The sequence below is a fragment of the Microbacterium sp. PRC9 genome (assembly GCF_031844125.1).
Lineage (GTDB): Bacteria > Actinomycetota > Actinomycetes > Actinomycetales > Microbacteriaceae > Microbacterium.
Genome location: NZ_JAUZUR010000004.1, coordinates 188,158 through 213,436, shown reverse-complemented (window position 1 = coordinate 213,436; position 25,279 = coordinate 188,158). Strand labels below are relative to the sequence as shown.

The following is a 25,279-nucleotide window of genomic DNA, read 5'->3' as shown; positions in this document are numbered from 1 at the left end:
AGCACCCGTGCTGCTTCGAGAGGGCGGATTCCGACCGGGATCCGCCCTCTCGCGTTCGATGTCCGAGGTTGGTGGAAGGATCGAGGCATGGGGCGTGGCGACGGGACTGGCCGGGTCGTCTCACCTGAAGGTGCCGACGACAGTGGCGCCGGCATCCTGCACGTCGATATGGACGCCTTCTACGCGTCGGTCGAGCAGCTGGACGATCCGTCGCTGCGCGGTAAGGCGATCATCATCGGCGCGCCCGACAGCCGCTCGGTCGTGTCCAGCGCGTCGTACGAGGCCCGCCGCTTCGGCGTGCGTTCGGCCATGCCGGTCGGCCAGGCACTCCGCCTGTGTCCGCACGCGATCGTCGTCCCCCCGCATTTCGACCGGTATCTCGAGACGTCGGCGCAGGTCATGCGCATCTTCCGCGACGTCACCCCCCTGGTCGAGCCGCTCTCGATCGACGAGGCGTTCCTCGACGTGCGGGGCGCGCGCCGGCTGTGGGGGAGTCCCGGAGAGATCGCACGGATGCTGCGCCGCCGCGTCCTCGAAGAGACCGGCCTCACGTGCAGCGTGGGCGTCGCAGCGACCAAGCACGTCGCGAAGATGGCCTCGACGATGAGCAAACCCGACGGGCTGCTCATCGTCGCGGAGGCCGACACGGCCGCGTTCCTCGCGCCGCGGTCGGTGCGCGCACTGTGGGGCGTCGGCCCCAAGACGTCCGAGGCGCTCGAGGCACGCGGCATCCGCACCATCGCCGACGTGCTCGACACGCCCCGCGAGCTGCTGGATCGGGCGCTCGGGGTCGCGATGGGGGATCGGATCTGGCACCTGGCGCGGGGGATCGACGCGCGCGAGGTCGACACGACCCGCGTCGAGAAGAGCGTGGGGCACGAAGAGACCTTCCACGAAGACATCGGCGACACCGCCATCCTGCGCTCCGAACTCCGACGCCTCGCCGATCGTGTGGGCGCCCGACTGCGCAGCAGCGGATGGGAGGCATCGACCGTCGCGATCAAGGTGCGCTACGCGGACTTCACGACGATCTCCCGCTCGCAGACGCTCCCCGAGCCCACGGCCGTCGGGCAGCGCATCGGCGATGCCGCCCACGAACTGTTCGCGTCGGTGGATCGCGCGCTGCCGGTACGGCTCATCGGCGTGCGCGCGGAGAAGCTGCGCCCGGCGGGTGCGGCGATGCCGACGCTGTGGGACGACGACGAGGGATGGCGGCGCATCGAGGATGCGCTCGACGGTGCCACCGCGAAGTTCGGACGCGGCGCGGTCACCCGCGCGACACTGCTCGGTACGCGTGGTGGGGGCACCCTGCCGTCCAGCCCGCCCCCGCCCCGGCTCGACCAGGGGTGACGCGCTCGCACGAGGCTCGGCAGCGTCGCCGGAGTTCGCCTCCGCGCTGTGCGCGCGGCGCGGCGGCGGGTACGTTGGACCCATGCCCAACATCGCACTCGAACTCGGCAAGCAGTCCGCGTCCTTCGGCGTGAAGAGCGCATACGGCGATCAGCAGGACGTCGACGGCGTCCGCATCATCCCGGTGGCGCTGACGTGGTCAGGATTCGGCGGCGGATCCGACGAGGCGGGGAACGGCGGTGGCGGCGGTGGCGGCTGGGCCATCCCGGTTGGCGCATATATCCGTCGGGGCGACGATCTCCGGTTCGAGCCGAACATCATCGCGCTCCTGGCCGTCGCGGTTCCGTTCGTCTTCTTCGCCGGTCGCGCGCTCAGCCGTGTCATCCGCACCCTCAAGAAGTAGCCCGGACGCGGTCGGCCATTCGCTCGGGATCGCGGTCGATCGGATCATCGCGGCAGTCGCGCAGGTCGCTGCATCCAATCCCGTGGTCCTCATCGACGGACGAAGCGGTGCGGGCAAGACATCGCTGGCACGCACGCTCGTCGCACGATGGCCGCTGCGCGGCCGCGTTCAACTCGTGGCGCTCGACTCGATCTACCCGGGCTGGGACGGCCTGGACGACGGCGTCGAGCTCGCGAGGGAGCACATCCTGACCCCGCACGCCAAGGGAATCGTGGGGGTGTGGCAGCGGTGGGACTGGACCGTCGGCGAACCTGCCGAGGCGCATGCCGTCGATCCGTCTCTGCCGCTCATCGTCGAAGGTGCCGGTGTGCTCACCCCGGCGACCGCTCGGCTCGCCGATGTGCGGGTGTGGCTCGAGTCGCCGGCGGCGTCGCGCAAGGAGCGCGCCCTGGCTCGCGACGGCGAGACGTACCGTCCTCATTGGGATCGGTGGGCGCGCCAGGAACAGCGGCACGTGACCCGCGACGATCCGATGAGCCTCGCGTCCCTCGTGTTCCCCGTGCCGTGAGCGCGGCTCAGTCCTCGATGTCGAGAGCCGCCACGAGACCGTCGAGCCGGTACCCGATCCAGTCGTAGACGCCGAATCGCGGATCATCGTGCTCGTGCTCGTCCTCGTCGACGACGCCCAGCCGAGTGGCGAGCACCAGGCGGACGGCGGCGAGGGTGCGCAACCAGGCCTGAGCCGTCTCGGGGGCGAGCCTGATCTCCACCTGCTCCAGCAGTGCCGGGTCGTCGGGGTCCTCCGGGATCTCGGCCGCCTCCTGGAGGGATGCCAGCACGAGACCTGCGTCGGTGGCACGCCGATCGAGCAGGTCGGACTGCGTGAACGCCCGGAACTCCCGCGCCGCGTCCTCGTCGTCCGAGTAAGCCGACGGCACCAGCCGGGCGATGGCGGGGTCGCCGTCGTCGGGCGCGGATTCGCGCAGCAGTTCGGCGAACTGGCCGACCAGGCCCGCGAGATGGGCGGCCTCCAGGCGGGCGACCTCGAGCACGACGATCCGGTCACTCATCGGGGCTCCTGCCTCACGGTGGCCCACAGGCCGTAGTCGTGCATCGCTTGCGCGTGCAACTCCATCTGCTCGCGGGGACCGCGCGAGACGACCGCATGCCCCTCGTTGTGAACCGCGAGCATGAGGCGCTCCGCGTCAGGGCGGGCGAGGCCGAAGTACTCGCGGAACACGTGCGTCACATAGCTCATGAGGTTGACCGGATCGTCCCAGACGACGGTCTGCCAGGGGCGCGCAGGGTCTACGCGTTCGGAGAGGTCGATGTCCTCGTCGACCGACGGTGTGGCGAGCGCGGCCATCATGCCCACCCCAGCTCGTGCAGGCGGTCGTCATCGATTCCGTAGAAGTGCGCGATCTCGTGCACGAGCGTCGTATGCACCTCGTCGCGCAGCTCGTCCTCGTCGTCGCAGACCGCGAGGTGCGGCTCACGGTACACGATGATGCGGTCGGGCAGCTCGCCGATGCCGTAGCGCTCCCGCTCGGTCAGCGCCCAGCCGTCGTACAGTCCCAGCAGGTCGAGACTGCCGTCCTCGGGTCGGTCTTCGACCACGAACACGACGTTGTCGAGGCCCTCGACCATGTCGTCCGGGAGCGCATCCAGCTCGTCGATCACGAGCGTCTCGAAGGTCGCGGCATCCATCTCCATCATGATGCCCCGCTTCTACGCGAATGGGGCGCGTAAGACGCGCCCCATTCGATCGATTTGGGGTGAGTAACGGGACTTGAACCCGCGACCCCCTGGACCACAACCAGGTGCTCTACCAACTGAGCTATACCCACCATGTCTCCCGCTCGCGCGGGCAACCAGACGATTCTCTCACACCTCCGGAGCAAACGACGACACGACGGAAGCGGCCGCGGCGCGCGCGCCGTCGCTCGTCGGACCGGGCTCCGGAACGAACACCGCCTGGCGGTAGTAGGCGAGTTCGCGGATCGACTCGAGGATGTCGGCCAGGGCGCGGTGACCGCCGTCCTTCGCGGGTGCGTGGATGTACGCGCGCGGGTACCAGCGGCGCGAGAGCTCTTTGATGCTCGACACGTCGACGTTGCGGTAATGGAGCCACCGGTCGACACGCGGCATGTACTTCGCCAGGAACATGCGGTCGGTGCCGATGGTGTTCCCGGCGAGAGGGGCCTTGCCCTCCAGCGGGACGAACCGCTGGATGTACTCGAGGACCTGGAACTCGGCGTCCGCCAGGCTCACGCCGTGCGGGATCTCGTCGAGCAGCCCGGAGCTGCGGTGCATATTGGTGACGAACTCATTCATGTTCGCCAGCGCCGAGTCGTCGGGTTTGATCACGACGGAGAATCCCGGATCGAGAGTGCGCAGCTCGAAATCGGTGATGACCACAGCGATCTCCACCAGTTCGTCCACGCCCAGGTCGAGCCCGGTCATCTCGCAGTCGATCCACACCAGACGGTCGTTCTCGGATGCACCCACCATGTGCTCCATCCTTGTCACTAGTCCAGACATCCCACGGGCCTGGACTCGGGTGCCGACTCCCACGCCGGACCCGTTCGCCCCTCCGGGAGGATTCGAACCCCCGACCTGGCGGGTAGAAACCGCTCGCTCTGTCCCCTGAGCTACGGAGGGAAGGGTTATTCCACACTACCGGGTCGCACCACGCCGTCGCGGACGCTGGCGGATGACCGTCTCTCGGCGTAGCGTCAGGACCGGAGGCATCGAAAGGAGTTCACCGATGAGCACCACGCAGACGCACCACCCTCTCTGGGTCGCCTACGGAGCATCGGGTGTCGCCGGCAGCATCCGCAAGGACGACGACGGCTACACGGTCACGATGGCAGGCGCGAGCGAAGCGACGGGTACGTACCCGACGATGGAGATCGCGAAGAGCGCACTTCACTCGCACATGACGCCGGGCAGCGACTGGCCCATGTTCCGCGAGCACTGACCCGCACGGCGCGCCCGGTCGCGGGTGCGCCGCCGGGTGACGCGCGTCACGCCGAGCGCTCGGCGGCGACGCGCGTCGGCTTCCTGCGGGTGTCGAGCAGGGGCAGTGCGACGTGCACCAGCGGGCCGATCAGGACCGCGAAGAGCACCGTGCCGATCCCGACCGTGCCGCCGAGGAGCCATCCCACGATCAGCACCGACACCTCGACCAGGGCACGGCACAGCCAGATGGGCCACCCGAGGCGCGCGTGCATGCCTGTCATCAGGCCGTCGCGTGGCCCGGGGCCGAAATGCGCCCCGATGTAGAGGCCCGACGCGATCGCGACCAGGATGATCCCGCCGAGCAGTGTCGCGAACTGGGCGACGAACCCCGAGATCGGCGGGACGACACCGAGGACGATCTGCATGCTGGTGCCGACCAGGAGGATGTTCGCGATCGTGCCGACGCCCGGCTTCTGCCGGAGCGGAATCCACAACAGGAGCACGAAGAAGCCCACGATATTGGTGATCCAGCCGATGCCGATCCCCGTGCGGACGGACAGCCCCTGGGCGAAGACGGTCCAGGGATCGACGCCCAGGCCGGCTTCGACGGTCAGGGCGCAGCCCGCTCCGTAAAGGAAGAGACCGACGAGCAGTTGGACGATGCGGCGTGGCATGGATCCATCCAATCGCAGAATTGGATCGTAGCTCCCAGTCCAATGCGACTACTCTGGCCCCATGGACTCCCGCATCTCTGCGCGCGCCCTGGCGGCGGCCCTCGGTGGCTGGCGCACGCGCGAGCCTGCATACGAAGCGCTGGCCGACGGCATCCGTCTGCTCTGCCTGGACAACCGTCTCGCCCCTCGCACCGCACTGCCGGCCGAGCGCGAGCTGGCGTCCGCCCTGCACCTGAGTCGCAGCACGGTGGCGGCGGCCTATCGGAGCCTTCGGGAGACGGCCCACATCGCGAGTCTGCGCGGCTCGGGCAGCGTCACACTGCCGCTCGGACGCCGGGAGCCCGGGCGCGCCGACGCCGGCGAGGGGATGATCGATCTCCAGCAGGCCAGCCCGCCCGCATGGCCGGGGTTAGCCGGGATCATGGCCGAGATGGCGGGCGGTGCGTCCGCGCTGGTGTCGCGCGTGGGGTACGACGTCCTCGGGCGCATCGAGCTGCGTGAGGCGATCGCCGACCGGTACACCGCGCGCGGGGTGCCGACGCGCGCTGATGAGGTGCTTGTGACGACGGGCGCCCAGAGCGCGATCCATCTCGTGTCGACCGTGCTCATCGGCCGCGGGGACCGCGTGCTGGTCGAGACGCCGACCTATCCGCACGCGGCCGACGCTCTCCGCCGGGCCGGCGCCCGGCTGGTGGGCGTCCCCGTCACGACCGGAGAAGGCTGGGACCTCGATCGGGCCGAGCAGGCCTTCGCGCGCACCCTTCCCGTGATGGCGTACCTGATGCCCGACTTCCAGAATCCCACGGGCCGGAGCATGAGCGTCGGAGAGCGTGAGGCGATGCTCGCGGCGGGGGAGCGGTCGGGATCGGTGCTCGTCCTCGATGAGACGACCGCGGAGCTGGACATCGACCGCGGCCCGCTCGCGGCCGGCTTCACGGCGTCCGAGCCCGGGACGGTCGTGCGCATCGGCTCACTGGGCAAGACGGTGTGGGGCGGGCTGCGGCTCGGGTGGGTGCGCGCCGACGGCGACCTGATCCGCAGGCTGGTCGCCGCGCGGCCGGCGCACGACCTCGGTACGCCCGAGTTCGAGCAGGCGATCGCCACCCGGCTGCACTCGCAGTTCGACGACATCGTCCGGCAGCGCTCGGAGCTGCTGCGAGCGGGTCGCGACGCGCTGGTGCGCGCGCTGGGGGAGCGTCTGCCTGCGTGGGACGTCCCTGACGTGCATGGTGGCGTCTCGCTCTGGATCGAGCTGGGTGCCCCGCTCAGTTCCGCGCTGGTCATCGAGGCGCGGGCGCGCGGCGTGCTGCTGAGCGCCGGGCCGCGTTTCTCCGTGGAGGGCGGGCACGAGAGACACCTCCGCGTGCCTTTCACGGCGCCGCCCGAGGAGACGGTGCGCGCCGCGGACGTGCTCGCGGACGCCTGGTCGTCGGTCCGTGCCGGCGCGCCCTCGACGCTCGTGGAGCAGGTCGGCGCCGTCATCTGAACCACCGGGTGGCGCCCATGCCCGCTGGACGGGGTTCAACGGGCGAATGCCAGGCACTCCACAGCGTCGTCTGCGTTCCAGAAGTCGCCCAGATCGCGGAAGACGCGAGCTGCGGGGCTGTACCGCCGCGCGCGGAAGCGGATGGCGCCGGCCTGGGCGACTTCTTGGAGATGGCCGATCACACGGCCGCCCGGTTCCACGACCCGCCACAGGGAAGGTGCCGCGGTGACGAGACGCATGCTGGTCCGCGACCGGAGCAGGGGAGCGCCCGATGTGCGGGTTTCGACGAGAGCTGACATGGTGCCTCCTTCAGAGTCGAACATAGCTACGACCTCCGACATTCCGGGTGGCGATGTCCTCCGGCGTTTCCTCCCCAGGCGAGCACGCCACGCCGCTGTCCACAGATCGCCCGCACGCCGCACTCCGAGCGCTTCGGCGCGGCGAGTCTGGATCCACTGCCGGCGTCCTCGGGCACGGGGCGCCGGCAGGACCGAGGATGGTCCTCGGGTGACAGAGAGGATGAGCGATGAGCGACAGAGGCGACACCATCACGATCACCGGCAACGTGGCGACACCTCCGGAGTTGAAACGGACGCCGGCCGGGGTGCCGATCACCACCTTCCGTGTCGCGAGCGGCCAGCGCCGCTACGACCGCGAAGCGGAAGCCTGGACCGACGCCGGGACGAACTGGTACACCGTGTCGGTGTTCCGTTCGCTGGCCGACCATGCTCACCAGTCCTTGCAGAAGGGAGATCGGGTGATCCTCACGGGCCGCCTCCGGCTGCGGGAATGGGACAACGGCACGCGCCGTGGCACGGCGATCGAGATCGACGCGGAGGCGATCGGGCACGACCTGCTCTGGGGGACGACGACGTTCGTGAAGGATTCCCGAAGCGCGACGATCGACGCCGCACAGGCGCGGCCGACTCCCGTGGGTGCCGACGCGTGGGCGGCCCCCGGGATCGATGGTGGGCCTGCGGGCGAGGTCGAACCGGCCGCGAGGCCGATGCTCGTCGCTGTCGGGGCGGGCGACGACCCGTCGACGGACGGCATGGAGGCGCCCTTCTGAGGCGTTCAGCTTGCGCGGGGCCGGCGGCCCTAAACTCTCCCCGTGGCCCGAGACCTCCCGCCCCGCGCTCGCTTCGATGTCCGTTCACTGCGCGCCGCACGGGTGATCCTGACCGTTGCGCTCGTCGGGGTGCTCACGGCGTGCAGCCCCGGCGCCCCGGAGGCGACACCGACCCCCACCGCGACCCCCACCGACGGCGCCCCGAGCCCGAGCGCAACGCCGACGACGTCGGCCGAGCCCACGCTCGTGCCGGACGGGACCGCGGACGACAACCTCCCGCTGTTCTCGTCGGTCACCGCGGCGGTGTGGGCGACGGACGCCCGGGTGACCGGGCGGGCGTACATCGATGCGCTCACTGCGGCGGGGTTCGACAAGGCCGCGATGCAGGTGACCCAGGATCAGTCGACGGTGGGCAATCCCGCCGAGAGCATCCAGTTCTCGGTGCGCTGGAACGATCAGTGCCTGATCGGCCAGGTGGGTCCGGCGACGGGTGACCCGGTCACCGTCGTGGTGCCGGTGCTCGCCGAGGGGACCTGCCTCGTCGGGCAGACGCGGCCCATCGACTGGTGAGGTCCGACCGCCGCTCACACCATGACGGACGTGAGTCGGCTCACGCCGCTCGTCGCGTCGCCCGGTAGGCTGGGACGCTGACGTCTGAAGTCCAAGGAGAACAGAAACCCGCATGGCTGAGTACATCTACTCGATGGTCCGCGCCCGTAAGGCCGTCGGCGACAAGCTGATCCTCGACGACGTCACGATGGCGTTCCTCCCGGGCGCGAAGATCGGCATGGTCGGCCCCAACGGCGCCGGAAAGTCGACGATCCTGAAGATCATGGCCGGGCTCGACACGCCGTCCAACGGCGAGGCGAAGCTGAGCCCCGGCTTCACGGTCGGCATCCTGATGCAGGAGCCCGAGCTCGACGAGACCAAGACGGTCCTCGAGAACATTCAGGACGGCATCGCTATCAAGGCGAAGGTCGACCGGTTCAACGAGATCTCGGGCCTCATGGCAGATCCCGACGCCGACTTCGACGCACTGCTGGCCGAGATGGGCGTGCTGCAGGAAGAGATCGACGCCGCCGACGCCTGGGATCTCGACTCCCAGCTCGAGCAGGCGATGGACGCGCTGCGCACGCCGCCGGGCGACGCCCAGATCGGCCCGCTCTCGGGCGGTGAGAAGCGCCGTGTCGCGCTGACCAAGCTCCTGCTGCAGAAGCCCGACCTGCTGCTGCTCGACGAGCCCACGAACCACCTCGACGCCGAGAGCGTGCTGTGGCTCGAGCAGCACCTGCAGAAGTATGCCGGCGCCGTCATCGCGATCACCCACGACCGGTACTTCCTCGACAACGTGGCCGAGTGGATCGCCGAGGTCGACCGCGGGCGCCTCATCGGCTACGAGGGCAACTACTCGACCTACCTGGAGAAGAAGGCGGAGCGTCTCGCCATCCAGGGCAAGAAGGATGCCAAGCTCGCAAAGCGCCTCGCTGAGGAGCTGGAGTGGGTGCGCTCCAACCAGAAGGGGCGCCAGGCCAAGTCCAAGGCGCGTCTCGCGCGCTACGAGGAGATGGCGGCCGAGGCCGACCGCACGCGCAAGCTCGACTTCGAGGAGATCACGATCCCGCCCGGGCCGCGCCTGGGCAGCGTCGTGATCGACGCGAAGAAGCTGCAGAAGGGCTTCGACGGCCGCTCGCTCATCGACGGGCTGAGCTTCACGCTCCCGCCGAACGGCATCGTCGGAGTCATCGGCCCGAACGGCGTGGGAAAGACGACGCTCTTCAAGACCATCGTGGGGCTCGAGCCCCTCGACGGCGGCGACCTCAAGGTGGGCGAGACGGTCAAGATCAGTTACGTCGACCAGTCGCGGGCCAACATCGACCCCAACAAGACGCTGTGGGAGGTCGTGTCGGACGGGCTCGACATCATCACGGTCGGCAAGACCGAGATCCCCTCGCGCGCCTATGTGTCGAAGTTCGGGTTCAAGGGTCCTGATCAGCAGAAGAAGGCCGGAGTGCTCTCCGGCGGTGAGCGCAACCGCCTCAACCTCGCGCTCACGCTCAAGGAGGGCGGCAACCTGCTGCTCCTCGACGAGCCGACGAACGACCTCGACGTCGAGACCCTCCAGTCGCTCGAGAACGCGCTGCTCGAGTTCCCCGGGTGTGCGGTGGTCATCACGCACGACCGCTGGTTCCTCGACCGCATCGCGACCCACATCCTCGCCTACGAAGGCACCGACGAGAACCCCGACAAGTGGTACTGGTTCGAGGGCAACTTCGAGGCGTACGAGGCGAACAAGGTCGAGCGCCTGGGTGCGGAGGCGGCGCGTCCGCACCGCACCGCGTACCGCAAGCTCACGCGTGACTGAGATGGGAGACGCGGCGGTCGCAGCCTCGGCCGGCGACCGCCGCCTGCACATCCCCATACACCTGCGATGGGGAGACCTCGACGCGTTCAACCACGTCAACAACACGTCGATGCTGAAGCTGCTCGAAGAGGCCCGGGTGCGAGCGTTCTGGCTACCCGAGCCCGGCGAGGACGCGCCGTCGACGGCGGTGCTGGACTCGAGTATCTTCAGCGGGATGCTGACGCTCATCGCCCGGCAGGAGATCGAGTACCTGGCGCCGGTCCCGTATCAGCGGCATCCGCTCGACGTGCAGATGTGGTTCGGCAAGCTGGGCGGGTCGAGCATCGAGGTCTGCTACGAGGTCTACAGCCCGGTCGAGTCCGCTGCAGGCGGTCGAACGCTGTACGCACGCGCCACCACGGTCATCGTGAAAGTGGATGCCGAGACCGGGCGCCCGCTCCGGCTCACGGGCGAGGAGCGCGCGGCGTGGGGGCCCTACGTCGGCGAGCCGATCCACTACGCCCACCGGCGCTGACCGGCCGACCGACTCAGCCGGCGTCGCCGCCGGCCCCGGGAACCCGGATCATGATCTCCTGGGCGACGCTGGCCAGCAGGGTGCCGTCAGCGGCGTAGATCCGTCCTGACGCCAGGCCCCGGCCACCGCGGGCGCTCGGGGACTCCTGGACGTACAGCATCCATTCGTCCACGCGGCCGAACCGATGCCACCACATGGCGTGGTCGAGGCTCGCGACCTTCAGACCCGGCGTCGCCCACGAGACGCCGTGTGCGCGCAGGATCGACTCCTGGATGGTCAGGTCGCTCAGGTACGCGAGCGCGGCGCGGTGGATCGCGGGGTCGTCCGGAATCGGGCGGCGCACGCGCATCCAGACCGCCTGGCGCGGCGCCTTCACGGCGTCCGCCGCGACATAGATCGGCGCCGGAACGTGCCGAAGATCCACGGGTCGATCGGTGAAGAGCCGCTTGGACATCGGATGCAGGCCGCCGAGGTGCGACTCGATGTCGGGGAGGTCCTCGGGCGCGGGCACGCCTTCCGGCATGGGCTCCTGATGCTCGAGCCCCGGGTCCTCGTCCTGGAAGGACGCGATCATCGAGAAGATCGGGACTCCCTCCTGGAACGCCTGCGTGCGCCGGGTCGAGAACGAACGGCCGTCGTGGATGCGGTCCACCGAGAACGTGATGCCCTTCGCCGAGTCGCCCGGGCGGAGGAAGTACCCGTGCATCGAGTGCACGATGCGCTCTTCGGGGATCGTGCGCGACGCGGCGACGATGGACTGCGCGAGTACCTGGCCGCCGTAGACGCGCCCGAGCGGCATCGACTGCGATGCGCCGGTGAAGATGTCCTCCGTGGTGCGCGCGTCGGACGCGCTCAGATCGATGACCGACAGCATCGACGCGACCGGGTCCTTCTCCGGCACGGTCTCGGCGTTCGGCTCGGCATCCACGGGTGCTCCTCTCCGGGGCGGCGGCCGCCCGTCGGTCCGCTTGGTAGCTTAGAGGGCGATGTCACCGCGCCTGTTGCTCGCCGATCCCGAGTCCGCCGCCGACGCCCTCACCTTCGCGGGTCGGGCAGCGCGCTTCACCGTCGAGGGCGTGCGGCTGCAGGCCTCCGGCGGGATCCTGGCGATGACTGCGGCACCGCTCGCACCGCGCGGCTTCGGGGATCCGACCCCGACCGTCCTTGCGCTCCGATCGCTGAACGCGGACCCCGAGCTCGTGTGCGACCTCGTGGTCGAGGCATCCGCCCTGTCTGCGACCGCCGATGATCCGCGCGCGCTCTCGCTTCCCGAGACCGCCCTGTCGCCCGCCTGGGCGGGCATCACCCCGCCGCGCAGCGGCTGGGACGCGCGGCCCGGCATCGAGGCCTCGACGCTCGCCGCCAAAGCCCAAGGGGGGATCGCCCGCGTCGCCGACACGGTGCCGACGGACGCCGGCGAAGACGTGGTGCGCACCGTCCGTGCCGCCGTGTGGGGCGCGCCCGATGACGAGCTGGGAGGTCTGCCGCTCGGCGTCGCGTTCGCAGCTCTGAGCCTCGGCTTCATCAGCGGCGGCGAGACCGCTCGGGTCTTCGCCAGCGGACCGTGGACGCGAGTGAGCCTCAGCCGCGGGCATGTGCTGGTGCGTGGACCGGTGGCGAGCGGACTCACCCCCGTGCGTCGTACGGGATCCTCTGCGAACTGAGCCCGACCCTCGTGGTCACATGGCCGCCGCCGCCGCGCGCCCGGCGACCCGCCCCGAGAAGAGGCATCCGCCGACGAAAGTGCCCTCGAGGGCGCGATAGCCGTGGATGCCGCCGCCGCCGAATCCGCTCGCCTCGCCCGCGGCGTACAGGCCGGGAACGGGCTCGCCGCCGGCACCGAGGGCGCGGCCCGACAGGTCGGTCTCGATGCCGCCCAGGGACTTTCGGGTGAGCACGTGCAGCTTCACGGCGATGAGCGGCCCGGACTTGGGGTCGAGGATGCGGTGCGGGCTCGCGGTGCGGATGAGGCGGTCGCCGCGGAACGCGCGCGCCGAGCGCAGCATCGCGATCTGGGCGTCCTTGGTGAAGTCGTTGTCGATCTCACGGTCGCGAGCCTCGACCTCGAACCGGACACGGTCGGCGTCGAGCGCGTCGCCGCCGGGGAGCGCCTGCATGCCCGCGATGAGGTCGTCGAGGCTGTCGCGCACGACGAAGTCGGCGCCGTGATCCATGAACGCCTGCACGGGACCGGCGGCGCCCTTTCCGAGGCGGGATTTCGCGAGGAGCTTGACGTCCTTGCCGGTGAGGTCGGGGTTCTGCTCGCTGCCGGAGAGCGTGAACTCCTTCTCGATGATCTTCAGCGACAGCACGAACCATGAGTGGTCGTGCCCAGTGGCGCGCAGGTGTGCGAGCGTGCCCAATGTGTCGAACCCGGGGAAGAGCGGCACCGGCAGGCGATTGCCCGTCGCGTCGAGCCACACCGACGAAGGCCCGGGAAGGATGCGGATGCCGTGATCCGGCCAGATCGGATCCCAGTTCTGGATGCCCTCGACGTAGTGCCACATGCGGTCGCCGTTGATCAGGCGCGCGCCCGCGGCCGCCGACACGGGCTGCATCGAGCCGTCGACGTACGCCGGAACGCCGGTCACCATCGTGGCGGGGGGAGTGCCGAGGCGCTCGGGCCACCACTGGCGGACGAGGTCATGGTTGCCCCCGATGCCTCCGGACGAGACGATCGTCGCGTCCGCCGTGACCTCGAAGGTGTCGACGACTTCGCGCGAGCTCGCGACGCCGCGCGCGGCGCCGGACGGAGCCAGGACGTCACCGGCCGCGCCCGTGACGATCTCACCGTCGACGGTGAGAGAGGCGACGCGATGGCGGGGGAGGATCGTCACGCGGCCGTCGGCCTCACCGGCTTCCACAGCCGCCTGGAACGGCGCCACGATCCCGGGCCCGGTGCCCCACGTGATGTGGAAGCGCGGCACCGAGTTGCCCGGACCGGTCGCGGTGTATCCGCCTCGCTCCGCCCAGCCGACGATCGGGAAGAAGCCGACGCCCTTCTCGCGCAGCCACGCGCGCTTCTCCTCGTGCGCGAACTGCAGGTAGGCCTCGGCCCAGCGTCGGGGCCAGAGATCCTCGTCGCGGTCGAACCCGGCGTTGCCGAACCAGTCCTGCCGGGCGAGCTCGAGCGAGTCGCGGATGCCGAGGCGTCGCTGCTCGGGCGAATCGATGAAGAAGAGGCCGCCGAACGACCACCACGCCTGCCCGCCGAGATTCGACCGGGGCTCCTGGTCGACGATCGTCACGCGCTTGCCTGCCGCGACCGCCTCCGCGGTGGCGACGAGACCGGCGAGTCCCCATCCGATGACGAGGATGTCGGTGTGGTGGGAGGGCATGTCGACTCCTTCGTCGGCGAGGGGAGGCTGAGGCGAAGCTCAGCGAGCGGGGTCGGTGTCGGCCGGCGGTGCCGCCGTGACGGGAATGGATGCCGCAGCCCGGGGTCCTGCGGCGGGTCCGATGCCCGAGGGCTCGAAGGTATTCACCATGGCATACGCGGCGCGCTGGAGGTAATCCCAGAGGGTGGCCTCGTGCAGCGGCGGGAGCTGGAGCTCGTCCACGGCGACCCGCATGTGCGCGAGCCAGCGGTCGCGCGCGTCGGGGTCCACGTGGAACGCCGCGTGACGCATACGCAGCCGGGGGTGGCCGCGCTCCTGGCTGTACGTCGTCGGACCGCCCCAGTACTGCTCGAGGAACAGCGTGAGCCGCTCCTGCGCCGGGCCGAGGTCCTCCTCGGGGTACATGGGGCGCAGGACCTCGTCCTCGGCGACCCCGCGGTAGAACACGTCGACGAGCCGCACGAACGTGTCGTGGCCGCCGACCTCGTCGTAGAAGCTCAGCGGGGTGGCCGGGTCCGTCATGGGGTTCCTCCGGTGGTCGGGCCGGGCTCGTCGCCCGTGGGCGGTGTCGACGGCTTCTTGGGGGTTCGCTTCGGCTTCCACACGGGACGCTCCGGCGTGGAAGCGACCGGCGTGGGCTTGGTCTTGGGCGGGTTGGCGCCGCGCACACGCTGAGCGCCCTCGAGGCCGCTCGGCATGACCGCGGTGAGGGCGGGCAGCGTGATGCCCATCTCATCGATCGTGTGCTTCAGCCGCATGCGCAGCTCGCGTGCCACGTCGTCCTTCGCGTTCGCGCGGGTCTTCATGACGAGACGGATGACGAGCGCGTCGCCCGAGATCGACTCGAGGCCCCACACCTCGGGCTGCTCGAGGATGCGCGTGCGCCACTTCGGATCCTTCGAGAGTTCCTTGGCGGTGTCGAGCATCGCCTTCTCGACCTCGCCGATGTCGGAGTCGGTGGCCACCGAGAGGTCGAGGATGACCCGCGACCAGCCCTGCGAGAGGTTGCCGATGCGCAGGATCTCGCCGTTGCGCACGTACCAGAGGGTGCCGTTGACGTCGCGGACGTGCGTGACGCGGACGCTCACGTACTCGACGACGCCCGTCGCCAGTCCGAGGTCGACCACGTCGCCGATCCCCACCTGATCCTCGGCCACGATGAAGATCCCATTGAGCACGTCCTTGACGATGTTCTGCGCGCCGAAGCCGAGACCGGCGCCGATGGCGGCGGTGAGCAGCGTGAGCGATCCGAGAGCGGTCGGCGCCAGCACGTTGATGATCAGCAGCAGCGCGATGATCACGATCGTCACGTTGACGATGTTGCCGAGGATCGAACCGAGCGTGCGCGTGCGCTGGACGAGCCGCACCGACGCGAGCGGTGACCGCTCGAGCGCCTGGGTGTCGTCGACGTTCGCCTTGTTCTTGGCGCCGTTGACGATGCGGCTGACGACCCGGTGGATCACGAAGCGGAGGATCCAGGCGAGGATGAATGCGCCGACGATGATGCCGGCGACGGTGAGCAGGTTCCAGCCGGCCTTGACGAAGAAATCGCCGACCTGCTGCCAGAACTCGATGTCTGCGATGGTCGGCTCGTCGGGAGTCGTTGTGTCGAGGGGGAGGCTGATCATCGTCACGATCCTAACGAGGTGAGGACGCGCTCAGCCTGGGCGGCGCTCAGGTTGTGGACCGCTCGCCGTCGGGCGGCGCGGACTCGTCGACCAGCCGATGACGGTGGGCGAGGATCACTGCGTGAACCCGGTCGCGCGCCCCGATCTTGGCCAGCACGCGGCCGACATGCGTCTTCACCGTCGATTCGCTGAGGAACAGATGGGCCGCGATCTCGGCGTTGTTCATCCCGCGCGCGATCGCGAGGAACACCTCCCGTTCGCGCTGGGTGAGCTCGGCCGTCGGGTCGCCCGCCGGGCTCGGGGGTTCCGTGACGGGCGGCGCCGCGTGGAGCCGGTCGATGAGCCGCCGTGTGACCGACGGCGCCAGCACGGCGTCGCCCCGATGCACGGCGCGGATCGCCGCGGTGAGCTCGGAGCGGTGCGCATCCTTGAGGAGGAATCCGCTGGCGCCGGCATCGAGCGCTCCCACGGCGTACTCGTCGAGGTCGAACGTGGTGAGCACGAGAACGCGCGTCGACGGGTGTGCGGCGACGATGGACCGGGTCGCCGCGATGCCGTCGGTGCGCGGCATCCGAATGTCCATCAGCACCACATCCGGTGCATGGGCGGCCACCGCACGCAGCGCCTCGTCGCCGTCGGCCGCCTCACCGACCACCTCGACGTCCGGTTCGGCCTCGAGCACCAGACGGAAGCCGAGTCGGATGAGCTCCTGGTCGTCGACCAGGAGGACGCGGATGGGTGTCGTCATGGTGCGTTCTCCTCCAGGTCGGCCTTCGCGCCTGCCTGGGCCGACAGCGGCAGCGAAGCGCGCACGGCCCACCGTCTGCCGTCGACGGGTCCGGCCTGCAGGGTGCCGCCCACGTGCGCCGCGCGCTCGCGGAGCCCCGGGAGGCCGAACCCCGCGCCCCCGGGCGAATCTGCGGCTTCGGTGCGCGGCCGCACGCCGTCGTTCACGATGTCGAGGTCGACGGCGTCCGCACGCACGGCGATCCGCGCGTCGATCGTGGTGGCGAGGGGAGCGTGCCGCATCGCGTTGGTGAGGGATTCCTGCACGATGCGCGCCACTGCGAACCGCACCTCCGCGGGGACATCGTCGAGGCGACCCTCCACGTGCAGCACGACCGGGAACCCGGCGCGCTGCGCCGACTCGACCGCATCCGCGACCGACGCCGCGTCGACCGGCGCGAGGGGCGCGTCCGGGGACAGTTCGGGATCGCGCAGCACGCCGAGCATCGCACGCATCTCGGTCAGGGCGCCGCGTGCCGTGTCGGCGATCTGCTCGGTGACCGCCCGCGCGCGGGCCGGGTCCGCAGTCGCGGTCGCCCCCTCGGCGAGGGCGACGATGACGGTCAGGTTGTGCGAGACGATGTCGTGCATCTCGCGGGCGATCCGCGTGCGCTCGGCGGCGGCACCCAGGCGCGCCTGCTGATCGCGCTCTACGAGCAGCTGGCGGGATCGGTCGATGAGCGCCTCGAGATAGCGTCGCCGGTTGCCGACGTTGACCCCGATCAACGCCCCGATGAGCATGGCGATGGCGCCCGACACCAGCGAAGTGACGAGGTAGCCCCACGTTGTGGGATCCGCGAGGCCGGCGACGACCGTGTAGACCGCCATCAGGCCGGTCGCCGTGGCGAAGGCGATCCAGCACGACCGCACCGACCGATAGACCGCGACCGCGTAGATCGCGAAGGCCGGAAGGAGATGGGATGCCGGGACCAGGCTCGGCGGCAGGATCACCAGGGGCAGCGCCGCCGCGGCGAAGACGAGGAGCGGCCGCGAGCGGCGGAACACCAGGGCGACGCAGGCGCCGACGACCACGACGATCGCGTACACCGTCTGCGGCACCGTCGGGGGGATCGGGTATTCGGAGCGGAACGCGGCAGTGGGTGCGGACAGGAGGAACGCGAGGACCGCGACGATCACATCGGCGGCTCGCGGATGCCGCGCCCAGAAGCGCCGGAAGACCCCCGGGGGTCGCGGCAGCAGCAGGCCGTCGTCGGCGCCGGGAGCGGCACCGACGACGGCCTGGCTGGCGGATCGCGGCATTCGGTCGACTCTACGCGTCGCGTCCGCGCAGCACCGCCCAGCCGCCCACCAGCGGCACGAGGCCCCAGGCGGCCAACGTGACCAGCGGTACGGTGAGGTCCTCCGCGCCCGGAGCGGTCACCGCCGACGCGGCATTCATCGGGAGGTACTCGGCGAGGTCGGCGATCCAGCTCCAGCTCTCACCGAACATCGAGAACAGGCTGAACACGATGGGCAGGACGAACAGGACGCCGACGGTCACCGCGATGGCTCCGGCGCCGTTGCGCAGGATGAACCCGAACCCGAGGCCGATGAGGGTGAAGACCACCATCGAGAGCACGCCCAGCGCGAGCGGCACGATCGACTGCGCTGGCTCCGACCAGTCGATCCCCTCAGCGAGGAACGGGGCGGTCGCCGCGATCGCGAGGGCGTAGGTCACCACGGTCGTCAGCGCGATGAGCACGCCGATGACGACCGCCTTCGCCACGACGACGGCGCCGCGGCGCGGCTCGGCGGTGAGTGTCGAGCGGATCATCCCTGTCGAGTACTCGCCGGTGATGACGATCGCCCCGAGGATGCCGGCGACGAGCATGGTGAACTGCGTCGGCGAGAGGATCGCGCTGACCGCGGGGAATCCGCCGCCGAACTGGGCGGACGCCGACGCGATCATCATCGAGATGCCGATGGAGAGCACAGCGGTGATCGCGAGCGACCACCACGTCGAGCGGAGCGTCGTGATCTTGATCCACTCGCTGCGCAGCAGATTCGCGAACGTCAGTCGGTACGGCGATGCGGCGCGCGCTCCGGCGTCGGCACGCGTGGCGGGGGCGAGGGCGGTCATGCGATCTCCTTGGAGGTGTACTCGACGGCGTCGCCGGTGAGGGCGAGATAGGCGTCTTCCAGTGATCCGGTGCGGGAGGTGAGTTCGTGGACGGGAATGCCGAGCGAGGCGGCGAGGTCGCCGATCGACGCGGCGGTGACGCCTGAGATCTCGGCGACACCGGGGGACGACGCCGTCACGGTGACGTCGGGGCCCGCGAGGGCGGCGACGAGCTCCGACAGGCGCGGCGACCGCACGATGACGTTGTTGGTGGTCCACGCCTGCACGAGCTCGGACAGCTCGGCATCGGCGAGCACCTGCCCGCGGCCGAGCACGATGACGTGGTCCGCGGTCTGCGCCATCTCGCTCATGAGGTGGCTGGAGAGCAGGACGGTGCGCCCCTCGGCGGCGAGATGCCGCACGAACTGGCGCACCCACCGCACGCCCTCGGGATCGAGGCCGTTCACGGGCTCGTCGAGGATGAGCGTGCGCGGATCGCCGAGCAGCGCCGCCGCGATGCCCAGCCGCTGGCCCATGCCGAGCGAGAACTTGCCTGCCCGCTTTCCGGCGACCGACGAGATGCCGGTGAGCTCGATCACCTCGTCGACGCGCGAGCGGCCGATGCCGTGGGTCGCGGCCATGGCGCGCAGGTGGTTGCGGGCCGAGCGACCCGTGTGCACGGCCTTCGCGTCGAGCAGGACGCCGACCTCGGTCAGCGGTGAGCGCAGGTGCGCGTAATCCTGGCCGGAGACGGTCACCGTGCCGGATGTGGGCCGGTCGAGGCCGACGATCATCCGCATGGTGGTCGACTTGCCGGCGCCGTTCGGACCGAGGAACCCGGTGACCTTCCCCGGCTGCACGGTGAACGACACGTTGGACACCGCGGTCTTGTCTCCGAAGCGCTTCGTGAGCTGTTCTGCAACGATCATGCCCACAACGCTATGAGTCAGCTGTGCCCGTGCGCGTCAGTCTTCGGGATGAACAATCGCGGACGACGTGGTACCAGGGTGCCGAAGACGCCGGATGCCTCGACCCACGCAGGGTCGAGGCATCCGTCGTCGTTGCCTACTGGGAGTCGCGGTCCTGCACCGACAGCGCGCGCTCGACGCCGGCGAGGTTCTCGGCGACGAGGCGGCGCAGGGCCGGAGCGGCGTCGCCGTTCGCCTCGAGCCACGCGCGCGTCGCGTCGCGAAGTGCGACGTCGGCGAGCGGTGCGGGATACAGACCCACGATGAGGTACTGCGCGATCTGGTACGTGCGCGAGTTCCAGATGGGCAGCAGCGACGCGAAGTAGCGCGCGACGAAGTCGGCGAGCAGTCCGCGTCCTGCGGGGTGCACGAAGCCGAGAGCTGCGGCCCGCACGATCGTGTTGGGCTGGTCGTCGCTGTCGACGAGCGACGACCACGCCGCCGCCTTCGCCTCCGCCGACGGCAGCGCCGCCTTGGCCTGCGCGGCGAACTCGCCGCCCTTGGCGGTGTTGTCGGCTGCGAGGGCCTCGTCGATGTCGGCCGCCGTCACGACCCCGCCGGCGGCGAGCGACACGAGCAGCTGCCACGAGAGGTCGGTGTCGATGTCGAGACCGTCGAACGCCGCCTCTCCGTCGCGCAGCTGACGGACCTTCTCCCACTGGCCGGGGGTGGCGGCGGCGGACGCGAACGCGGTCACGAACTGCAGCTGGCTGTCGCCGCCGGCCTCGGCCGAGCCGGCCAGCGCCCACAGCGCGTCGGCGACCTTGGCACGCGTGACGTCGCGCTTCTCGGGCGAGACGTACGAGTTCGCGGCGAGCTGCAGCTGCGCGAGCGTGGTGCGGACGGTGGTCGACTCGGTCTCGGCGCCGATGTTGCGCAGCACCAGGTCGACGTAGTCGGAAGCGGATGCCTCGGCATCGCGCGTCTGGTCCCACGCGGCACCCCACACCAGCGAGCGGGCGAGCGGGTCGCTGATCTTGCCGAGGTGGTCGATCGCGGTCTGAAGCGACTGGTCGTCAAGGCGGATCTTCGCGTAGGCGAGGTCCTCGTCGTTCAGGAGCACGAGCGCCGGGCGCTTGTGCCCCTTGAGCTCGGGCACCTCGGTGAGATCGCCGTCCACGTCGAGCTCGACGTGGTGAACGCGCACCAGGGCCTCACCCCGGAGCTCGTAGAAGCCGACCCCGAGGCGGTGCGGGCGGATCGTCGGGTAGTCCGCGGGCGCGGTCTGCACGATCGCGAAGCGCGTGATGGTGCCGTCGACATCCGTCACGATCTCGGGCGACAGCGTGTTCACGCCCGCCGTCTCGAGCCACTTCTTCGACCACGTCGACAGTTCGCGACCGCTGGTGGCCTCGAGCTCGGCGAGCAGGTCGCCCACCTCGGTGTTCGACCACTCGTGCTTCTTGAAGTAGGCGGCGACACCGGCGAAGAACGCCTCGATGCCCACCCACGCGGCCAGCTGCTTGAGCACCGAGCCGCCCTTGGCGTACGTGATGCCGTCGAAGTTGACCTGCACGTCTTCGAGGTCGTTGATCTGCGCGACCACCGGGTGCGTCGAGGGAAGCTGGTCCTGGCGGTAGGCCCAGGTCTTCTCCATCGCGTTGAACGTGGTCCACGCCTCGGTCCACTCGGTCGCCTCGGCGGTGGCGATCGTCGACGCCCACTCGGCGAACGACTCGTTCAGCCACAGGTCGTTCCACCACTTCATGGTGACGAGGTCGCCGAACCACATATGGGCGAGCTCGTGGAGGATGGTGACGACGCGACGCTCCTTGACGGCATCCGTCACCTTCGAGCGGAAGACATACGTCTCGGTGAAGGTGACGGCGCCGGCGTTCTCCATCGCGCCCGCGTTGAACTCGGGCACGAACAGCTGGTCGTACTTCGCGAACGGGTAGGCGTAGTCGAACTTCTCCTCGAAGTAGGCGAAGCCCTGACGCGTCTTGTCGAAGATGTACTCCGCGTCCAGGAACTGCCACAGGCTCTTGCGGCCGTACACGCCGAGCGGGATGACCCGGCCCGACGAACTGGTCAGCTCGGAGAACGTCGCCTCGTACGGGCCCGCAATGAGCGCCGTGATGTACGACGAGATGCGCGGCGTCGGCTCGAAGCGCCAGGTCGCCGTGCCGTCACCGTGCTTCTTCGGCTCGGGGGTGGCGGAGTTGGAGACGACCTTCCACGGCTCGGGGGCCGTGACCGTGAACGCGAACGTCGCCTTCAGGTCGGGCTGCTCGAACACCGCGAACACACGGCGCGAGTCGGGCACCTCGAACTGCGAGTAGAGGTACACCTCGCCGTCGACCGGGTCGACGAAACGGTGCAGGCCCTCGCCGGTGTTCGTGTACAGGCAATCCGCGTCGATGACCAGCTCGTTGTCGGCGGCCAGGTCGTCCAGCGCGATGCGCGAATCGGCGAACGCCGTCGCGGGGTCGATCGAGCGGCCGTTCAGGGTGATCTCGCGCACCTCGCGCGCGATCAGGTCGATGAACGTCGCGGCACCGGGCGTCGCGGTGAAGCGGACGACGGAGCGGGATCCGAAGACCTCGGCGCCCTTCGTCAGGTCGAGCGCGACCTCGTACGACTGCGTGTCGACGATCGCGCGGCGCTCCTGCGCCTCGATGCGGGTGAGGTTCTCTCCAGGCACTGCTGTGGCTCCCATGGGTGAGGATGACGGAGGTGGTCGATCGGCTCGTCGCGCGAGCGCTCGATCCGGCGGCCGCCACCAGCGCTGCTGGCACCGATGACAACCGTCCCAGCCTATGTCAGCGGGCCCGCGAACGCCCGATCCCGTGGCTGAAAGCACCCGGATGCGGTGTCAGGATGGAGGGGTGACTTCTCCCGAGCAGAACGTCGTCCCCTTCGCCTCTCCCGCCGCCGCGCCCGGCTCGCCCTTCGTCGAGCAGCCCGTCGCCTACGACGGCCTCCTCCTCGCCGGCTTCGGCGGCCCCGAGGGTCAGGACGATGTCATCCCCTTCCTCCGCAACGTCACGCGCGGCCGCGGCATCCCCGATGAGCGCCTCGAAGAGGTCGCGCACCACTACCGTCACTTCGGCGGCGTGAGCCCGATCAACGCGCAGAATCGCGCGCTCAAGGCCGCCCTCGAGACCGAGCTCGCTCGGCGCGGACTGGACCTCCCCGTCTACTGGGGAAACCGCAACTGGGCGCCCTACCTGGGCGAGGCCGTGACGGATGCCGCGAACGCCGGCCACACGAAGCTCCTGGCGCTCGCCACCAGCGCCTATTCGTCGTTCTCGAGCTGCCGGCAGTACCGCGAGGACTTCGCGCGCGTGCTGACGGAGACGGACCTGGGCGGGCGCGTCACGATCGACAAGGTGCGCCAGTTCTTCGACCACCCCGGGTTCGTGCAGCCGTTCGTCGACGGTGTGCGCGACGCCGTGGCAGGATTCCTGTCCGACGGCATCGCCCCCGAGGCCGTGCGGGTGCTGTTCTCGACCCACAGCATCCCGACGGCGGATGCCGAGCGCTCCGGCCCGCGCGAGGGCGACGAGCTGCACCGCGACCTGGGTGAGGGCGGCGCCTACGCCGCACAGCATCTCGCGGTCGCCGAGGTCGTCATGGCGACCGTGGCCTCGGAGGTCCCCGGCGCCGACCGCGTCGCGTGGGATCTCGTCTACCAGTCGCGATCCGGCCCTCCGAGCCAGCCGTGGCTCGAGCCCGACGTGAACGACGTGATCGCCGAGCTGCCCGCGGCCGGTGTGCAGGCGGTCGCGATCGTGCCGCTCGGCTTCATGAGCGACCACATGGAGGTGCTGTGGGACCTCGACACCGAGGCGATGGATGCCGCGGCCGAGGCGGGCATCCGCGCGGTGCGCACGCCGACGCCTGGCGTCGACCCGGTGTTCGTGTCGGGGCTGATCGACCTCGTCGAAGAGCGCCTGAACGGCACGCCTGCGGGGGAACGGCCCCACGCGACCGACCTCGGACCCTGGTTCGACGTCTGTCGTCCCGCCTGCTGCGAGAACGTGCGCGCGGGCTTCAAGCCGGCAGCCGCGGGCATCGCGCCCTGAGCGAGCGAACCGCCTGAACGGACCGCTCGCCGCGGCGCAGCATCCTTCGTCGTCCGCTTCCCGCCCTCTCTAGGATTGAGCCCATGCGCATCCATATCGCGACCGACCACGCCGGCCTCGAGTTCTCGACGCAGCTGCAGCACCACCTCGCGGCCGCCGGTCACGAGGTCGTCGACCACGGCCCGATCGAGTACGACCCGCTCGACGACTATCCCGCGTTCTGCATCCGTGCCGCCAAGGCCGTCGTGCGCGACCAGACAGCGGGCATCGAGGCGCTCGGCGTCGTCTTCGGCGGCTCCGGCAACGGCGAGCAGATCGCCGCGAACAAGGTCGTGGGCGTCCGCGCCGCCCTCGCGTGGAGCATCGCCACGGCAGAGCTCGCCCGCGAGCACAACGACGCCAACGTCATCGCGATCGGGGCGCGCCAGCACACCTTCGAGGAGGCGGCGACCTTCATCGACCGCTTCATCGCGACGCCGTTCTCGGGCGAGGAGCGCCACGCGCGCCGCATCGCCCAGCTCGCGGCCTACGAGGAGGACGGCGCCCTCGAGCCCGACCCGCGTGCCACTGCCGGGCAGCCGGACGTCCTCGCCGCCGACGACAGCTCATTCGACCCCGAAGCCGGCTGAGTCGTGCCCGAGGGGCATTCCGTCCATCGCATCGCCCGCCAGTTCGACCGCAACTTCGTCGGGCGCGCGCTCGCGGCCTCGAGCCCCCAGGGCCGATTCGTCGAGGGCGCGGAGATCCTGAGCGGACGCTCCGCGACCTCGGTGCGGGCCGTCGGCAAGCAGATGTTCCTCGAGTTCGACGATGACCTCTGGCTGCGCGTGCACCTGGGCATGTACGGGGCGTGGGACTTCGCAGGTGAGATCCTGGTCGATCCGACGATCGCCTCGGCCAATGGCCGCATGGGACAGACGAACCAGCGCGGCACGGATCTCGACGACCCGATCCTCGACAGCGCCGGCGAGAACTCGCTGACCTCGATCGGCGCCCCGCGGCGCACCCGCGTGCACGTGCGCATGTCGGAGCAGACCACAGGGCTCGCCGACGAGGGCGACGAGTGGCCGCCGCCCGTGGTCGGGCAGGTGCGCCTGCGGCTGCTCACCGACGTCACGTGCGCCGACCTGCGCGGCCCGACCGCGTGCGAGCTGCAGACACCCGACGAGGTCGCCGCGACGATCGCCAGACTCGGGCCCGACCCACTCGTCGACGACGTCGCGGAGGGGGAGGAGCGCTTCACCTCGGTCGTGCGCCGCAAGCCGACATCGATCGGCCTGCTGCTCATGGACCAGAACGTCGTCAGCGGCATCGGCAACGTGTACCGCGCCGAGCTGCTGTTCCGGGCACGGCAGAACCCGCACACGCCGGGGCGCGACGTCCCCGAGGAGGTCGTGCGCGACATCTGGCGGGACTGGGTGCGACTGCTCGCCATCGGCGTCGAGACCGGCCAGATGATGACGATGGACGACCTCGACCCCGAGGCCTACCGTGCCGCGATGGCGAGTCGCGACGATCGCCACTGGGTCTACCACCGCGCCGACCTGCCGTGCCGGGTGTGCGGCACGGCGATCGTGGTGGAGGAGGCCGCGGGGCGGAAGCTCTACTGGTGCCCGCGCTGCCAGGCGTGACGCCGATCCGCGGTGGCAGCCT

General features: G+C 70.1%; 28 protein-coding genes and 2 tRNA genes. 13 read left to right on the top strand and 17 right to left on the bottom strand.

The genetic code is table 11. The features are described from left to right. The first annotated feature begins 87 nt into the window (after positions 1 to 87). The 3 genes from Q9R33_RS10315 (at position 88) to Q9R33_RS10305 (ending at position 2,321) form a co-directional block, all read left to right on the top strand. Positions 88 to 1,350 (top strand): DNA polymerase IV, encoded by a 1,263-nt coding sequence (locus Q9R33_RS10315; RefSeq protein WP_310246967.1) that lies wholly within the window; start codon positions 88 to 90, stop codon positions 1,348 to 1,350. An 82-nt stretch (positions 1,351 to 1,432) separates the two neighbouring features. After that, positions 1,433 to 1,753: a hypothetical protein gene (locus Q9R33_RS10310; RefSeq protein WP_056367489.1), complete on the top strand. Its 321-nt coding sequence runs from the start codon at positions 1,433 to 1,435 to the stop codon at positions 1,751 to 1,753. 43 nt (positions 1,754 to 1,796) lie between these two features. After that, positions 1,797 to 2,321 carry a hypothetical protein gene (locus Q9R33_RS10305; protein ID WP_310247294.1) on the top strand — a complete coding sequence of 175 codons (525 nt, stop codon included), beginning with the start codon at positions 1,797 to 1,799 and terminating at the stop codon, positions 2,319 to 2,321. A gap of 7 nt (positions 2,322 to 2,328) precedes the next feature. On the opposite strand, the gene Q9R33_RS10300 is transcribed toward Q9R33_RS10305, so the two are convergent. The 6 genes from Q9R33_RS10300 to Q9R33_RS10275 form a co-directional block, all read right to left on the bottom strand. Further along, a complete protein-coding gene (locus Q9R33_RS10300) occupies positions 2,329 to 2,823 on the bottom strand; it encodes a DUF2017 family protein (protein ID WP_310246963.1) in 495 nt (164 codons plus the stop codon). Further along, a complete protein-coding gene (gene clpS, locus Q9R33_RS10295; RefSeq protein WP_056367487.1) occupies positions 2,820 to 3,119 on the bottom strand; it encodes an ATP-dependent Clp protease adapter ClpS in 300 nt (99 codons plus the stop codon). The genes Q9R33_RS10300 and clpS overlap by 4 nt, the downstream gene beginning before the upstream one ends. Next, positions 3,119 to 3,466: a metallopeptidase family protein gene (locus Q9R33_RS10290; RefSeq protein WP_082496959.1), complete on the bottom strand. Its 348-nt coding sequence runs from the start codon at positions 3,464 to 3,466 to the stop codon at positions 3,119 to 3,121. The genes clpS and Q9R33_RS10290 overlap by 1 nt, the downstream gene beginning before the upstream one ends. A gap of 58 nt (positions 3,467 to 3,524) precedes the next feature. Beyond that, positions 3,525 to 3,600: transfer RNA gene (locus Q9R33_RS10285), tRNA-His, on the bottom strand. Between the two features lie 37 nt (positions 3,601 to 3,637). Further along, positions 3,638 to 4,264 (bottom strand): oligoribonuclease, encoded by a 627-nt coding sequence (orn, locus tag Q9R33_RS10280; RefSeq protein WP_056367485.1) that lies wholly within the window; start codon positions 4,262 to 4,264, stop codon positions 3,638 to 3,640. 77 nt (positions 4,265 to 4,341) lie between these two features. Then, a tRNA-Arg gene (locus Q9R33_RS10275) sits at positions 4,342 to 4,414 on the bottom strand. A gap of 106 nt (positions 4,415 to 4,520) precedes the next feature. Here Q9R33_RS10275 and Q9R33_RS10270 point away from each other — a divergent pair. Continuing rightward, a complete protein-coding gene (locus Q9R33_RS10270) occupies positions 4,521 to 4,733 on the top strand; it encodes a hypothetical protein (protein WP_056367484.1) in 213 nt (70 codons plus the stop codon). Positions 4,734 to 4,779: 46 nt separating this feature from the next. Here Q9R33_RS10270 and Q9R33_RS10265 read toward each other — a convergent pair whose 3' ends face one another. Next, positions 4,780 to 5,388 carry a hypothetical protein gene (locus Q9R33_RS10265; RefSeq protein ID WP_310246956.1) on the bottom strand — a complete coding sequence of 203 codons (609 nt, stop codon included), beginning with the start codon at positions 5,386 to 5,388 and terminating at the stop codon, positions 4,780 to 4,782. Positions 5,389 to 5,449: 61 nt separating this feature from the next. Here Q9R33_RS10265 and Q9R33_RS10260 point away from each other — a divergent pair, with 61 nt between their 5' ends. Continuing rightward, positions 5,450 to 6,874 (top strand): PLP-dependent aminotransferase family protein, encoded by a 1,425-nt coding sequence (locus Q9R33_RS10260; RefSeq protein ID WP_056367482.1) that lies wholly within the window; start codon positions 5,450 to 5,452, stop codon positions 6,872 to 6,874. Between the two features lie 35 nt (positions 6,875 to 6,909). On the opposite strand, the gene Q9R33_RS10255 is transcribed toward Q9R33_RS10260, so the two are convergent. Beyond that, positions 6,910 to 7,173, bottom strand: a complete 264-nt coding sequence (locus Q9R33_RS10255) for a hypothetical protein (RefSeq protein ID WP_311293682.1) — start codon at positions 7,171 to 7,173, stop codon at positions 6,910 to 6,912. A 227-nt stretch (positions 7,174 to 7,400) separates the two neighbouring features. Here Q9R33_RS10255 and Q9R33_RS10250 point away from each other — a divergent pair, with 227 nt between their 5' ends. The 4 genes from Q9R33_RS10250 to Q9R33_RS10235 all read left to right on the top strand — a co-directional run bounded on the left by Q9R33_RS10250 (position 7,401) and on the right by Q9R33_RS10235 (position 10,819). After that, entirely contained in the window at positions 7,401 to 7,943 is a 543-nt protein-coding gene (locus Q9R33_RS10250) for a single-stranded DNA-binding protein (RefSeq protein WP_311293681.1), read from the top strand. A 42-nt stretch (positions 7,944 to 7,985) separates the two neighbouring features. Then, positions 7,986 to 8,513: a DUF6993 domain-containing protein gene (locus Q9R33_RS10245; RefSeq protein ID WP_396654088.1), complete on the top strand. Its 528-nt coding sequence runs from the start codon at positions 7,986 to 7,988 to the stop codon at positions 8,511 to 8,513. Positions 8,514 to 8,625: 112 nt separating this feature from the next. Continuing rightward, the gene (gene ettA / locus Q9R33_RS10240) at positions 8,626 to 10,305 is read left to right on the top strand and encodes an energy-dependent translational throttle protein EttA (RefSeq protein ID WP_056367479.1); all 1,680 of its coding nucleotides are present in this window, start codon (positions 8,626 to 8,628) and stop codon (positions 10,303 to 10,305) included. A gap of 1 nt (position 10,306) precedes the next feature. Further along, positions 10,307 to 10,819 carry a thioesterase family protein gene (locus Q9R33_RS10235; RefSeq protein WP_310247291.1) on the top strand — a complete coding sequence of 171 codons (513 nt, stop codon included), beginning with the start codon at positions 10,307 to 10,309 and terminating at the stop codon, positions 10,817 to 10,819. Positions 10,820 to 10,832: 13 nt separating this feature from the next. Here Q9R33_RS10235 and Q9R33_RS10230 read toward each other — a convergent pair whose 3' ends face one another. Beyond that, positions 10,833 to 11,693, bottom strand: a complete 861-nt coding sequence (locus Q9R33_RS10230) for an acyl-CoA thioesterase II (RefSeq protein WP_311293833.1) — start codon at positions 11,691 to 11,693, stop codon at positions 10,833 to 10,835. Positions 11,694 to 11,805: 112 nt separating this feature from the next. On the opposite strand from Q9R33_RS10230, the gene Q9R33_RS10225 reads away from it, so the two are divergent. After that, entirely contained in the window at positions 11,806 to 12,483 is a 678-nt protein-coding gene (locus tag Q9R33_RS10225) for a hypothetical protein (protein ID WP_310246941.1), read from the top strand. 15 nt (positions 12,484 to 12,498) lie between these two features. Here the strand turns inward: Q9R33_RS10225 and Q9R33_RS10220 are convergent, their stop codons facing one another. From Q9R33_RS10220 to pepN, 8 genes are all read right to left on the bottom strand, one after another. Further along, the gene (locus Q9R33_RS10220; protein ID WP_311293680.1) at positions 12,499 to 14,157 is read right to left on the bottom strand and encodes an FAD-binding dehydrogenase; all 1,659 of its coding nucleotides are present in this window, start codon (positions 14,155 to 14,157) and stop codon (positions 12,499 to 12,501) included. 39 nt (positions 14,158 to 14,196) lie between these two features. Then, positions 14,197 to 14,679, bottom strand: coding sequence for a globin (locus Q9R33_RS10215; RefSeq protein WP_311293679.1), 483 nt, complete (start codon positions 14,677 to 14,679; stop codon positions 14,197 to 14,199). Then, entirely contained in the window at positions 14,676 to 15,785 is a 1,110-nt protein-coding gene (locus Q9R33_RS10210; protein ID WP_311293678.1) for a mechanosensitive ion channel domain-containing protein, read from the bottom strand. The genes Q9R33_RS10215 and Q9R33_RS10210 overlap by 4 nt, the downstream gene beginning before the upstream one ends. A gap of 46 nt (positions 15,786 to 15,831) precedes the next feature. Beyond that, positions 15,832 to 16,533: a response regulator transcription factor gene (locus Q9R33_RS10205; RefSeq protein WP_056367473.1), complete on the bottom strand. Its 702-nt coding sequence runs from the start codon at positions 16,531 to 16,533 to the stop codon at positions 15,832 to 15,834. Further along, positions 16,530 to 17,831: a histidine kinase gene (locus Q9R33_RS10200; protein ID WP_311293677.1), complete on the bottom strand. Its 1,302-nt coding sequence runs from the start codon at positions 17,829 to 17,831 to the stop codon at positions 16,530 to 16,532. Before Q9R33_RS10200 ends, Q9R33_RS10205 begins: the two co-directional genes overlap by 4 nt. A gap of 10 nt (positions 17,832 to 17,841) precedes the next feature. Further along, positions 17,842 to 18,651 carry an ABC transporter permease subunit gene (locus tag Q9R33_RS10195; RefSeq protein WP_056367471.1) on the bottom strand — a complete coding sequence of 270 codons (810 nt, stop codon included), beginning with the start codon at positions 18,649 to 18,651 and terminating at the stop codon, positions 17,842 to 17,844. Next, positions 18,648 to 19,559, bottom strand: coding sequence for an ABC transporter ATP-binding protein (locus Q9R33_RS10190; RefSeq protein WP_311293676.1), 912 nt, complete (start codon positions 19,557 to 19,559; stop codon positions 18,648 to 18,650). The genes Q9R33_RS10195 and Q9R33_RS10190 overlap by 4 nt, the downstream gene beginning before the upstream one ends. Positions 19,560 to 19,695: 136 nt before the next feature. Then, positions 19,696 to 22,242 carry an aminopeptidase N gene (gene pepN, locus Q9R33_RS10185; RefSeq protein WP_311293832.1) on the bottom strand — a complete coding sequence of 849 codons (2,547 nt, stop codon included), beginning with the start codon at positions 22,240 to 22,242 and terminating at the stop codon, positions 19,696 to 19,698. Between the two features lie 163 nt (positions 22,243 to 22,405). Here pepN and Q9R33_RS10180 point away from each other — a divergent pair, with 163 nt between their 5' ends. The 3 genes from Q9R33_RS10180 (at position 22,406) to Q9R33_RS10170 (ending at position 25,257) form a co-directional block, all read left to right on the top strand. Next, entirely contained in the window at positions 22,406 to 23,626 is a 1,221-nt protein-coding gene (locus Q9R33_RS10180) for a ferrochelatase (RefSeq protein WP_396654098.1), read from the top strand. An 83-nt stretch (positions 23,627 to 23,709) separates the two neighbouring features. Then, complete coding sequence (locus Q9R33_RS10175) at positions 23,710 to 24,255, top strand: ribose-5-phosphate isomerase (protein ID WP_056367469.1); 546 nt, start codon at positions 23,710 to 23,712, stop codon at positions 24,253 to 24,255. 3 nt (positions 24,256 to 24,258) lie between these two features. Next, entirely contained in the window at positions 24,259 to 25,257 is a 999-nt protein-coding gene (locus Q9R33_RS10170) for a DNA-formamidopyrimidine glycosylase family protein (RefSeq protein ID WP_311293674.1), read from the top strand. Positions 25,258 to 25,279 lie beyond the last annotated feature (22 nt).